Raw genomic sequence first — 11,909 nt, forward strand, 5'->3', positions numbered from 1 at the left:
TCACCGCCCGAGCCACCCTTCCGGGTCGACATAGAAGGGGTCACCGTTCTGGATCCCGTGCTTCTGGTAGAAGCTGCTCAAATATCCTCCCTGCCGGTTGTTTTCGGCTCTTTCAATGAGTGTGGTGATGGCGCCACTGCCACCTTGACGTGTGGAAGCGAAGGGAAATTCCTCCCAGGTCATCCCCTCACCGGGCCGGTGCAGTTCTCGCTGTGCCGCCCGCCGGTTCCGCCGGATGTTGCGCCGGCCTGTCTGCCGTTCGACGATGGGGCTCTCACCCCTGGCCAGGGCTTCCGAGAGGTTCTCGTTCACGCCCGGGAACATGTGGTCGTCAAAGTGCGCTACCGGAAGCTCACGGGCGACTCCGTTGCTGTCCACCGCGAAGACCCGACACGGGGCCAGTCCGAGCGGGTCGCTCCAGACATGAGGGTTGAAGACGTACGCGACCGGGTTCGGCGCCGGACCGAGACCAAGCGGGTCGGGGCTGGCATAGCGCGCGGTTACGGGGTCGTAGTGCCGGAAGTAGTTGTAGTGCAGGCCAGTCTCCGGGTCGAAGTACTGGCCTGGGAAGCGGAGCGGAGTGTAGGCGCTGCTATCGGCTGCCCATGCACCAGCGCCCCACACGGTGCAACGCATCCGCCAGGCGATGTTGCCTTCCTCGTCGACCAGTTCCGTCGGAGTGCCTACGAGGTCCGTGACGATCGCGTAGAAGCGGGAATCGACCTCTTCCTGAGGAACGTCATCGAAGGAGATACGTTCCGTCTGGGCGAGCGGACGCTGTGCATCATGGTCCCATGTCACGGTGACCGGGGCCGGAAGTACACCACGTGTGGTCTGTTCGCAGAGCGTGGTGCCGTCCCAGGTGAAGTCGACCCGCTCGGCGAGCGTCGTCCCGTCGTGGGCAAACCGTTCTTTGGCCACACGTCGTCCCAACGGGTCGTACGTGTAGCGCCATCGTGTGCCATCCGGCGTGACAACCGCGGTAAGGCGGTCCTCCGCGTCCCACGTGTACCGCCATGTATCGGGCTTGCTTGACAGGCGGGTCTTCTGACGCAGAACCATGCGGCCCGCGGAGTCGTGTTCGTACCGGATGCCACCGGCTCGCATGACCTGGGTACCCGTGTACTCGCGTGGCCCTGAAGGCTCCGGCCCAAGATGCTCTGCCGGCCACGAGGCACTGACCTGGTTGCCCATCGCATCGTATGCGTACGTCTCTTGCCACGTGCCAGCCCGCACATCCGTGACCCGTCCGATCGCGTCGAGGCCGAACTCCATCTCGCCGTCGTAACGTTCCGCAACTACGGCCAGGTGGCCGTCTACTCGGTACCGGTAAGTGCGCTCCTGGATGAGGCGTCCCTCCGGACCGGCGGCGAGCAGCCGTGTGAGCCGGTCCAACTCGTCAAAGTCGTATTGGAAAGTCAGGCCGCCGCTGATCCGACGGGCGATCTCACGACCGGCCTCATCGCGTTCGAAGAAGATGCGCCGTCCGGAGGTCATCAGTGCGGTGCGGTTGCCGACCGCGTCGTGCTCCCAGGTGCTCAACGCACCCGAGGGCGTCGTACGACTTGTGCGGCGGCCGAGTTCGTCGTAGGTGTAGGCCACTGTCCGAGCAGTCGAGCCCGCGACGGTGACCGTCTCGGCAAGCAGCTCACCGGTGCCCGTCCAGAGGCGTTCGAGTGTCACGTCCGGTGCAGCCGCTCTCAGCATTCGGCCCATCGCGTCGTATGAGTACTCCGTGACGTGGCCGGCCGCGTCCTTCCGCGTCACGTTCCCCAACTGGTCATGCCAGTAGCGAATCGCGACGCCGAGCGGGGTCGTGCGCTGCGTCAGCCGACCCGCCGGGTCGTAAAGGTAGCGCTGCACCCGGCCGTCGAAATCCGATTCCGTGGTCAGGCGCCCCGCTGCGTCGTACTCGTATTCCCATGTCATGCCGAGCGGGTTGCGCACCCTGTTGCGCCGTAGCTCGGTGTCATAGGTGAATTCATGACGCGCGCCGTCCGGTGTTGTTCGGGCCGACAGCAAGTCGAAGTGCGTGTACTCGAAGCGGGAGACCGAGCCCGTCCTATCGGTGTACTGCGTACAGTTGCCCTCGCCGTCGTAGAGCCAACTCTCCTGCGTGTCGTCGGGTGCCGTACGACGACTCGGACGCCCCTCAACTGTCCATTCCAGCTGCGTTCGCGCGCCGAGAGGGTTTGTCAGAGTCACGGGCCGCCCGAACGCGTCGCGCTCACAGACACTCACCGCGCCCAGTGCGTCGGTCACCTCCGTGGGGAGGCCCGTTCCGCTGTTGCGGATCACAGTGCAGTGGCCAAGAGCGTCAACGATGCGCTTCGGGCTGCCGGTTCTGTCGTAGGCGATGGTTGTAGCGCTGCCGGTGGGGTCCGTAACGGCAGCGACGTTGCCGCGTTCGTCGTACTCTCGCCGCCACTGAGTCCCATCGGGTTCGCTGATCGTCGTCGGCAACCCGAGATCGTTGTACGTGAAACGAATCGATCGTTCGTCAGGTCGGGTGACCGACGCGACCCGTCCTTGATGGTCGTAGTCGTAGCGGGTCGTGCAGCCAAGTGGATCGGTGACTGAAAGAAGCCGCAGGTCGTCGTTCCATTCCTGCGCGGTGACGTTGCCGAGCGGGTCGGTCTCCCGGATCAGGCGCAGGTTCTCGTTGTGTTCGTAGAGGCGGGTATGGCCGAGCGAGTCGGTGACCCGGGTGGTGCGGGTCGCATCGTCGTAGGTGAGGGTGGAGGCGAGGGCGTTGCCCGTGCCCCCGGTGGCGATGACGCGGCCCCGGTCGTCGTACTCGTACCAGTAAGTGGTGCCGTTCCGGTCGGTCCACGACGTGATGCGGCCCTCGGCGTCGTAGGTGTAACGCATCGGCAGGCCGGAGGAGTTGATCTCCTCGATCAGGTGGCCCCGCTCGTCGTACGCGAAGGTGAGCAGCGTGGTGCCGGGCCGGTCCGGGTGGGTGGGGTCGATCAGGCGCAGGCCCGTGACGCGGGAGCGCGCGTGGTCGTGGTCGAGGGCGATGCGGTAGCCGCCGGAGTGGACCACCGCTCCGGGGACGTCGCCCTCGTCGTACTCGACGGTGATCCGGTTGCCGTTGCGGTCCTGGATGTACTGCAGGGGCAGGTCGACGGCGGTGTCGGCGGCGGCCGCGACGGGGCTGTGGAAGACGTGGATGAGGCCGGTGTCGGGGTCGGTTACGCGTATGCCGCCGTCGGTCTCCGTGTCCCAGCAGAGGGTCAGACCGGAACCGGGCGTGTCCGGACGGACGGGCTCGCCGGTCTCGGCGTCCGGGTGCGGGAAGCACAGGCGGGCACCATCGGCGGTCGCGTAGACCAAACCGTGGTCGTCGGCCTGGACGCGCTGGTCAAGGGTTGAGGCCCAGGACGGACCGAACCAGCCGCCCCACCGGTACGACGACAGATGCGTACGTTCCAGGACCAGCGGGAGGACGCCGGGCAGGGTCACGTCGGTGCGGGGCAGCGACATGTCCCCGGTGGCCACGTCGATCGGGTCCCGTACGAACTTCTTGACCATGTTGCGGACCGAGGCCGGCAACTTGTCGAAGGCCGGGTTCAGCTTGAGGCGCTCGAAGGCGGCGCAGTTGAGCTTCATCCCCTTGGCCAACTCGGCCAACTGGCTGGGCTTGAGCGCCTTGAGCCCCTTGCCGAGCGCCTTGCCCAGCACCCCGAAACCGACGCCCATCAACGCGCCCTCGGTGAGGATCCCGGCCAGCTTGTCCGGGTCCTCGAACGCGCCGGGATCCTTCAGCAGCGTCTCGAACGCCGAGAACTTCGCCCCCTCGGCCGCCATCTTGCCCACCTCGGCGACACCGCGGATCTCCTTCAGCGCCTTCAATGCCCGCTCCACGCCCCGGATGACCTCCATCACCCCGCGCACCACGGACCCGAGCGCCGTACCCTCCTCCTCGATCCGCCCGACCAGCGCCACGACCTTCAGCGCCCGCTCGCCGGCCATCAGGTTCGAGGCCACCTCCGAGGCACCAGCGGTGAGAATCGACAGCGCAAGCCCCGCGATCTCGAACTCGGCGATCTCCGCGAGCATCACGCCGATCTCGGACAGCATCTCGTGCGCCTTGTCCGCGAAGTCGTCCAGCGCCTTCGCGCCCTCCCGCAGCGAATGCGCCATCTCGTTCGCGCTCTTGCGGGCCGACTTGTTCCGCTTGTGGAAGGCCTTGGCCGCCTTCCCCTCCCACTCCACCCCCGACAACGCACGTTCGGCGGCCGACGACGCGTCCTCCAGCCCCTTCGCCAGATGCCGCCACTTCTTCGCGATCTCCCGGACCCCGTCCGGATCCACCGCCGGATCCGAGATCCCCAGAAACTCCAGACCGCTGGCGATCGAGTCGCCGAACATGTGGTTGAACTTGTTGACGTAGTGCAGCGGGTTGAGATCCACCATGACCGTGCCGCTCAGCCCTTCTTCGCCCGGGCCTGCGCCGCCAGCAGAAGGTCCAGCAGATCGAAGGCGTCGGACACCTCACCGATCAGCTTCGCCTCCGCCTCCCACTCCTCCTCCAGCTGCTTGGTCAGCTTGGACAGAGTGGTCATGCCCTTCTCTATCTCGTCCTTCGCACCCAGCAACGACCCCAGCGCCCCCAGCGCCTTCAGATGGTGCTGCTGCTCCTTGAACTCCGCCAGCGGCTTCGTCGTGTGATGCCCCACCGTCCGCAGCCCCGACGCCGCCTTGTGCATCGACGCGGCTTCCTTCGCCAAGTCAGACATGCGACCCACCCCCGTAACTTCCCCGTATGTGCACGCACTTCGCTCTGTGCACATGCCAACCCTCCGACACTAGGGAGAGGGGTCATGCGGAAGGTATGGCCGACGCCAAGTGCGGGCAAAGATCGGCTACGACCGAGGCCGCATCGACGTCAACTTCCCCCACACCACCATCCGGTACCGCGACGTGAACTCCGGCGTGCAGGTGGTGAGGGTGATGTAGTAGCCGGGGTCGTCGTAGCCGTAGGCGCGTCTCACGACGGAGTGCGGTACGGGACGTATCACGCCGGAGTCGCGGGACGAGGTCTGCGGGAGGATCTTGTCGACGGTGTACGTGTACGTCGCCGACCGCGTCTCGACCTCGACGACGTCCCGGGGCCGCAGCCGGGGAAGGTACCGGAACGGCTCGCCATGGGTGTTGCGGTGGCCGGCGACGGCGAAGTTGCCTGCCTGGCCCGGCTGTTGGGTGCCGGGGTAGTGGCCGACGTACCCCCTGTTCAGGACGTTCGGCTTGCTCACGCCCTCCGCGACCGGCACCCGAAGGTGCAGGCGGGGGATGGTCAGGATGGCGTACGCCTGGGAGCCGCGCGGCCGGGATGAGCCGACGGGGACGTACGACCGCTGCCGCGCGGCCGCCCCCGTACCAGGGGATGGGGACGACGATCCCGGCGGGGACGTGTCCGCATCGGTGGGCGGAGCGGAGGAGTCGCCCCCGTCCTCCCCGCCCCATTCCCGCTCCAGCGCCTCCACCTTCCGTTCGGCCGCCCGTCTGGCCTCCCGGTTGGTCCACCAGAGCTGGTGCACGACCAGCAGCATGAGGACGACCCCGACGGTGACGAGAACCTCGCCGCCGCCCCACAGCACCCGTCGGCGCCGAGCGCGCCGCCGCAGGTCGCCGTGTCCCACGACGGGAACCCGCATGACCCGCATGCGTACGCCTCCCTCCGGGCCAGTACCCTTCCACGGCCGGGCTCGCGGGGCCCAGCCCCGCTCATTCGGACCCGCGAAGACCCAGGCCTCCTCAATCGGGCCGACAGAGGCCCGGTCCCCCTCGATCGGACCCGCAGGAGCCCCGACTCCCCCTCCACCGGACCCGCACGATAAGCGCTCCCCCTCCAACTCACCAGACCCATAAGCTCCCTGCTCATGAGTGCGTACTGGCTTCTCGCCCTGGTCCCCTTCATCGCCGGCCTCGCCGTCACCGGCCACCAGGCCCGGATGGCGATCACCGAACACCTCCTGCGGCGCACGGGCCGTCGTGTGGAGGGGACGGTGACGGGACACATCGCGTCGCGGGAGGGGACGTACGCCGCACTGCACCCGGTGATCCGCTGGGTCGGCGAGGACGGCAGCGAGTACGAACGCGCCGTCCCCGACACGATCGGCGCCCACGCCCTCCCCGAGGGCAGCCGCGTCCACCTCCTGTGCACCCCGGGCTCCCCCGACACGGTGGCCCTGGACAACCTCGCCCGCTACCGCTCGGCGGTACTGGGGATGTGGCTGGGGGTGCTGCTGTGGGCGGGGGCCCTGACGGCGGTACTGATACGGATCGCGACGCTTCTGCCGGAGCCGTACCGGTACTGACGCAGCCGTACCGATACTGACGGCAGGCTGGCGCAAGGGCCGACGCCCGCCCTGCGCCTCTCCCAGCCCCCTTCACTCTGGGGTGTCACCCGCACCCGGCCCGCGCGGGAATCACGCCTCCTTGCCGCTGCCGACCAGCACATACCTCTCCCTATGTCGTTGGTCGGCAGTACGGTGTCCCCCATGCGCCCCGACACGCCTGCCGAGAACGTCGACCACACCGCCGAAGCGGCACGCCTGGAGCGGACCGCCGGCCTCTATCCCGAGGACACCGAGGCCCTGCTCCTCCAGGCCGCGGCCCACCTCGAACTGGCCGACGACCGCCCCGCCGCGACCGCGCTCTACGACCGCCTGCTGTCCACTCCGGACTCGCTGGAGAACCCCCATCTGGTACGAGCCCTGAAGGCCTCGAACCTCTGGGAGTACGGCCATGAGGCCGAGGCCCGCGCGATCATCGACGGAGTCCGCGTGTCCGCCCCGCGTGACCCGGCCCCGTGGGTGATCGTCGCCGAGGCCCTGGAGTCCCACGACGAACTGGAGGCGGCGCAGGACACGTTCACGGAGGGCACGACCCTGCTCCTCACGGACGCGACGGAGACCCCGTACTCCACACACCCCCTCCTCTACGGCCGCCACAGGGTCCGCCGCATGCTGGGCCTGCCCCACGACGAGTGGGACGCCCTGGCGGACACCCTGCACTCCTCGTCGGTGTCGCTGGACGAACTCCACGACCCCAAGCGCGTCTGGTCCCTGGGCTCGGACAACCCGGCGGAACTGGAGGCGGAGATCTCGCGGCTGCGGGCGGAACTGGGGGCATACCGAGAGGCCCTGTCCCGCCCGTTCCCGGTGGCGGTGCTGCACTGGGCACAGGGTGAGCTGGAGGAGCTGGTGGGGACGTATCCCTCCCTGGCGACCGAGTATCCGTCCCGCGAGGAGCACCTGGCGACGATAGAGGCCTCGCTCCGCGAGCTGGCATCGTCCGGCACGCCGAACCTGGGGATCGTGACGGGGACGGTGCCTTCTTATGAGGCCTTCGCCGCGTCGGAGGGGGCATCACCGGGAGACGTGACGCTGCTGCCGCAGTATGCGACGACGTTGGCGGCGCGGGGGCGGGCGGTGGTTTGGCCGCCGCAGCGGGGGGCCGTTTGTTGGTGTGGGGCGGGGCAGGTCTATGGGGTGTGTCACGGGGCCGAGTAGACACTTCGGCCCCTAACACCGGCGTCCCACTTGAGGCTGTGAGCCCCGGCCTTACGGCTGGCTGGGGCCACCACGTCGTTGCCACCAGTCTCGGTGATACCGGATGTACTCCTGGTGCACCCTGTGCTTCTTGTGCGTATTGAGCTTCACCCGCACATTTTCTCCGAACACTCCAGCGCGCACAATGATCGACCAGTCATCCCCGATAAGGATCGCCCCAATATCCAGTCGCACATGACAGTTAGGGCAGAGGCACAGAATGTTCCTCTCAACGTCTGGGCCATTGTGCGGCGCACCGAGGGGTTTTATGTGGGCGCCTTCGCTGTACGACTTCCCATCTGGGCCAGCCAAACGAAGGTCGCATATCTGGCACTCATCGTTGTAAAGATCCTTGATGCGCCGCGCTGCAGCAGCATCGCGCACTATGCGCTGTATGCGCGTCGCGCGTGTCGTGGGGAACCTCTCCCCTTCCGGCCACTCGCCATCGCTTCGCTCGTCCGATCCGCTCTCCGGTTTGTCGTCGAGCAGCTCTTCCTGCTGCTCCAACACCGAGGCGATCCTGCGCTCCGCGGAGGTCAGCTCCTGCTCAGGCCCAGGGAGTCGCTCCAAGTCGAACTGGCATATCTCGATGGGTGAGCCATCGGGGGCTGAAGACTTAGAGAGAGCAGTACGGACGGCCGCGATCGCGTACAGGCCGTCATATCGGTAGCTATCGGGAAGCGAATACCTCGGGTCACCTTCAGGACCACGAATTATGCGGATCTTATACCCACGTTCAAAACTAAGCTTCAGCGCCGCGTTGTCTCGGTACTCCCAAGATTGGCTCCGCAGGAGTGTCTTACCGTCCTTGCTCTTTTCTTTGTCCGGCGAGGCGCCCGTGTATTGAATCCAGTTCCAACCGTCCTCATCGTCTTCGTATCCCCCGTTCAAGACGATGGCGTCGGCAACGTAACTGCCGTCCTCGTCCTTCAGACGAGAGATTCCTCGCATGGTGTCGCCATGCAGATTGGCGTTCTTCACATCCGTCCGACGCGGGAAGACCGCACCAGGGACGACGCCGTGTATGTGACCGATGACTCGCTCTCCCATCGCCCCATGGTGGCGCATGCCGATCACTCGTGTCACACATCAAGCGAAAACTTGGCCGGTAGCTGTAGGTCCGTGATCACTGTGGTCCTAGCTACTGGCCACTACCTGGAGTTCGGCAGCCGCGTTGCGCCGCCACGGCGCCCGTGTAGGTCTCGCGGGTCAGGTCCTCGGGCCCAATGCCTAGCTCGATCAGGACAGAGCGAATGTCATCGAGGGCCTTGCTCACCTCGCCCTCGTCGACGAGCGTCTCCACCTCAAGAAATGTCCCATTGATCCCGGGTACACGAACGAGGGTGGCGAGCATACGGCGGCCGCGCGTTACGAACTCGTAGTTGTGACAACGTTTTTCGAACGCGATGACCTCGACGTAACCGAGACCGCGCAGGATGGCGTGCGTGGCTTCTGCATCCTCCACACGGGTCTCGTGCTCGGGCTTGGACCCCGAGTCTTTATTGACCGCGGCTTCCTTGAAGGTGAGCAGCGTGCGTGTGCTGTCCGCGCCGTGCACGGTCCGGACGCGCAACTCCTGGTCCTTCTTCTCTAGCGAATCGTCGGGACGGTCGTAATACGTATCCCGGTACACCTCGACTCGTGCCGTGGCACGTTCGTCCAGGTACCTCATGACCGACTCCGGTGAGTGGACTCGGGCCTTCAACTCCGCCTCGATCACGAACTCTTCCCCTCTCCTCGTCGTCAAACTGTGCGGCGTGCGTCGGCGATAACCGCCTCAAACATCCTGTGGAAACCCCGAAACAAGGGGCCGTGCGGCGTCTCCATGACTTTGTATGTCGCCGACTCATGCCCTTCCCACCCTGCATCAAAGGCACCAACGAACATGGTGGAGTCCATTCGGATGAGCCGCCAGGTGGGCATCGTGCGGTACCGCCACACACGGATGTCGCATGCGCCGGCCAACTCCCGCAGGCGCGCCTCGGCCAAGCGCACACCTCCGGCGAGGGCATCGGAGGACTCCCCGATCTCAGCTGCGCGGTGGGCCAGGGCGTCGCTATCCGGATCAAGGAGTGCCACCCGCGCCCGAAGGCCCTTTGCACCGCTCTCACGCGGTAGACAGGCGCGGAGCAGACTGTCGTTCAGCCCGATGAGCCCGAGCCCGCGCACCGCCAGTACATCCAACTCTTGTGCTTCGCGCGCCTGCTGTTGAATCTCCTCGGCTGCCGAGTTTTGCGCGGCGTACACACGCACGACTTCAGGGAAGGCAGCCAGGTCGAAGGCCGCACCACCGGCACGCTTCTCCCTACTCGCCGCCAGACCGAGTAGGTGGCGAGCGTCGTCAGGCATGTGAAGGCCATCCGCAATGCGCTCGTAGACATCGAGCCGGATCACTTCGCGGCGCCCATTGATGATCTCGTTGACGCGGGCCTGCGTCATACCCGTGGCTGCAGCTATGCGGGACTGGCTGACACCGGAGTACTGCTGCGCGTATCGGAAGACGGCGCCCATGTTCCGCGCGCGTAGGGCCTGTCTTACCTCGGCGCGCTCCCATGCCCAGTCCGGCAGTTCGATTGGCGTAAGCGGTGTGGTCATAGCTACTCAACCCTCGCTATCTGCGCACGAGATGAGAATCCATCCCACGGTGAGATTACCGGGCGGGTATCGAGTCGACACACCGCGTCACCCGATGGTGACTACATGAGCACCCCCTCTCTGGCTTGGATGCCCGCCAGCAGCTCGATGTCGTTGCTCCCCGCAGGCAAGTGGTGGGACGCCGTGAAGGTCCCCCACGCGATCGCGTTGGAGACGCTCAAACGCCTGCGTGGCGACACGGGGGCCGTCATCGAGGATCCGTGGTCCGGCAACTTCTACTGGCTGGTGCCTGCGGGACAAGGCTCCGAATGGGAGATGCCCGAGGCAGCGAGGATTGCCGTGCTAAGCGACACCGCGCACCTCATCGTGCCGGGACCAGAATGTACGACTGGACCGCGCTGGCGTGTCCTGCCCACCAGCAGTAGCTGGCTGGCAGAACCTGAGAAGCTGCACAACGCGTTGGCACGCGCGGCTGCGGTCGTTACCAAGCAATCGCCCGGCGAAACGTACAGAGCTCTTATCGGTCACTACCAGGTGTGCCCAGGTTGCGCACACAACACCGAACCCTGCGCCCGAGGACGGCAGCTGCGACAAGCATGGGTGGCTGTCCGGTGGTCTTGATCTGTTGTCGATGCCAACTCGGCATCCCGCCCGGCGAGTCATACAACAGGCACATCCACGACAGGGCATCCGGACCGCCGTACGTGGCCTACAGCCATCGCGACGTGTGTCCGACAAGCCCGGCTGCCGGAGTTCAGACCCGCGCCGATGGCGTGACGTTCGAGGGTCCGCCAAACGCGACGTGATCAGCGCACATCCGCCGATTTTTCGACGTAGGCGCGCTTTGCGAACCACGGAGCCGGGACCGGCTCCTCGTAGATCTTCAATATCCACGACACCGAGTGAGATAACTGGTGCACCACCACGGCTATCTCTGGGTCGGGCCGAAAGCACGTTTCGACGACGACGCCCTACGGCGGCCTCCTCATCCGGAGCCGCCCCCGGCTGGAAGCAGACCCGAGCTGCTCCGGCGCTACCGCGAGGTCGCCGCGGAGTTCCCGGTCGTGGATCTTCCGCCGCGGGCGGGAAACGGCGTACTGGCTGGTCAAACCGCGATCCCTGGTGCGTGGCACTTGGGGCGAGGCCAAGGAGGCGGCTCTATGGCTCGGTGCACGCGTGAGCGAGTATGAGCCTCGGTTCGCCTCCGGTCGGGATCGTGACACCACCGATCTGGCGTTGCTTGTCGACTCCGCTGCCGAGAGGCGTTGACTGTGGGGTGCTCTCCGGCCGCATGCACGCCGGGATGGTGGCTGACGGTCTCGCGCCCACGCTCACCGCCGGCGGCCGACTTGACAGGCCTCGACTCAGGTTCGGCTTCCCGATCATTCCGGGCGTTAGCCTCGACCTCGCAACACAGACAAAAGGAGGCAGGCATGGCCAAGGTTCCCAGCGCGGTGGTCGCCGCGAGCGGGCTCGTCGGTGGGTACGGTGTCGCCCGCTGGACCAAGAAGCGGCAGCTCGGCGGGGTCGTCCTGGCCGGCGCGGGCGTGGTCGCCGCGCGGCAGTGGCGCAGGCAGGCCGGCGGGGTGGCCGCGGGGGCGCTGAGCGCCGCGTACGTCGCCGCCTTCGCCGGGTCCCACCCGCTGGCGAAGAAGGTCGGCGCCTGGCCCTCCGTCTTCGGGGTCGCGGGCGCCGTGGCACTCGCCTCCTGGGCCGTCGCCGACCGCCGAGCCTGACGGCAGGGCGTCTCAG

Annotated in this window: 9 protein-coding genes and 1 pseudogene; 4 read left to right on the forward strand and 6 right to left on the reverse strand. The window is 66.6% G+C overall.

Annotated features, from left to right (window positions below):
• The 3 genes from ACWGKT_RS02945 to ACWGKT_RS02955 form a co-directional block, all read right to left on the reverse strand.
• A complete protein-coding gene (locus ACWGKT_RS02945) occupies positions 1-4,377 on the reverse strand; it encodes a DUF6531 domain-containing protein (RefSeq protein WP_453272214.1) in 4,377 nt (1,458 codons plus the stop codon).
• Between the two features lie 56 nt (positions 4,378-4,433).
• Positions 4,434-4,745 carry a hypothetical protein gene (locus tag ACWGKT_RS02950; protein WP_356159690.1) on the reverse strand — a complete coding sequence of 104 codons (312 nt, stop codon included), beginning with the start codon at positions 4,743-4,745 and terminating at the stop codon, positions 4,434-4,436.
• A 126-nt stretch (positions 4,746-4,871) separates the two neighbouring features.
• Positions 4,872-5,663: a class E sortase gene (locus ACWGKT_RS02955; RefSeq protein WP_453272316.1), complete on the reverse strand. Its 792-nt coding sequence runs from the start codon at positions 5,661-5,663 to the stop codon at positions 4,872-4,874.
• A gap of 225 nt (positions 5,664-5,888) precedes the next feature.
• Here ACWGKT_RS02955 and ACWGKT_RS02960 point away from each other — a divergent pair, with 225 nt between their 5' ends.
• Positions 5,889-6,326 (forward strand): DUF3592 domain-containing protein, encoded by a 438-nt coding sequence (locus tag ACWGKT_RS02960; RefSeq protein ID WP_453272215.1) that lies wholly within the window; start codon positions 5,889-5,891, stop codon positions 6,324-6,326.
• A 183-nt stretch (positions 6,327-6,509) separates the two neighbouring features.
• Positions 6,510-7,523, forward strand: coding sequence for a hypothetical protein (locus tag ACWGKT_RS02965; RefSeq protein ID WP_453272216.1), 1,014 nt, complete (start codon positions 6,510-6,512; stop codon positions 7,521-7,523).
• 51 nt (positions 7,524-7,574) lie between these two features.
• Here the strand turns inward: ACWGKT_RS02965 and ACWGKT_RS02970 are convergent, their stop codons facing one another.
• Genes ACWGKT_RS02970 through ACWGKT_RS02980 form a run of 3 tightly spaced genes read right to left on the reverse strand, consistent with a single transcriptional unit; the run spans position 7,575 to position 10,157 of the window.
• Positions 7,575-8,648, reverse strand: coding sequence for a YDG/SRA domain-containing protein (locus ACWGKT_RS02970; protein WP_453272217.1), 1,074 nt, complete (start codon positions 8,646-8,648; stop codon positions 7,575-7,577).
• Positions 8,649-8,703: 55 nt separating this feature from the next.
• Complete coding sequence (cyaB, locus tag ACWGKT_RS02975; protein ID WP_453272218.1) at positions 8,704-9,282, reverse strand: class IV adenylate cyclase; 579 nt, start codon at positions 9,280-9,282, stop codon at positions 8,704-8,706.
• 23 nt (positions 9,283-9,305) lie between these two features.
• Entirely contained in the window at positions 9,306-10,157 is an 852-nt protein-coding gene (locus ACWGKT_RS02980) for a helix-turn-helix domain-containing protein (protein ID WP_453272219.1), read from the reverse strand.
• Between the two features lie 914 nt (positions 10,158-11,071).
• On the opposite strand from ACWGKT_RS02980, the pseudogene ACWGKT_RS02985 reads away from it, so the two are divergent.
• Positions 11,072-11,420 (forward strand): annotated as a pseudogene (locus ACWGKT_RS02985) (hypothetical protein); the annotation flags it as partial.
• A gap of 170 nt (positions 11,421-11,590) precedes the next feature.
• On the forward strand, positions 11,591-11,893 hold the full coding sequence (locus ACWGKT_RS02990; protein ID WP_453272220.1) for a hypothetical protein: 303 nt from the start codon (positions 11,591-11,593) through the stop codon (positions 11,891-11,893).
• Positions 11,894-11,909 lie beyond the last annotated feature (16 nt).

The organism is Streptomyces sp. NPDC054794 (assembly GCF_053611585.1).

Coding starts and splice junctions, on each gene's coding strand:
- ACWGKT_RS02945 (WP_453272214.1), bottom strand. CDS start 4,377: ATGTTCGGCGACTCGATCGCCAGCGGTCTGGAGTTTCTGGGGATCTCG.
- ACWGKT_RS02950 (WP_356159690.1), bottom strand. CDS start 4,745: ATGTCTGACTTGGCGAAGGAAGCCGCGTCGATGCACAAGGCGGCGTCG.
- ACWGKT_RS02955 (WP_453272316.1), bottom strand. CDS start 5,663: ATGCGGGTTCCCGTCGTGGGACACGGCGACCTGCGGCGGCGCGCTCGG.
- ACWGKT_RS02960 (WP_453272215.1), top strand. CDS start 5,889: ATGAGTGCGTACTGGCTTCTCGCCCTGGTCCCCTTCATCGCCGGCCTC.
- ACWGKT_RS02965 (WP_453272216.1), top strand. CDS start 6,510: ATGCGCCCCGACACGCCTGCCGAGAACGTCGACCACACCGCCGAAGCG.
- ACWGKT_RS02980 (WP_453272219.1), bottom strand. CDS start 10,157: ATGACCACACCGCTTACGCCAATCGAACTGCCGGACTGGGCATGGGAG.
- ACWGKT_RS02990 (WP_453272220.1), top strand. CDS start 11,591: ATGGCCAAGGTTCCCAGCGCGGTGGTCGCCGCGAGCGGGCTCGTCGGT.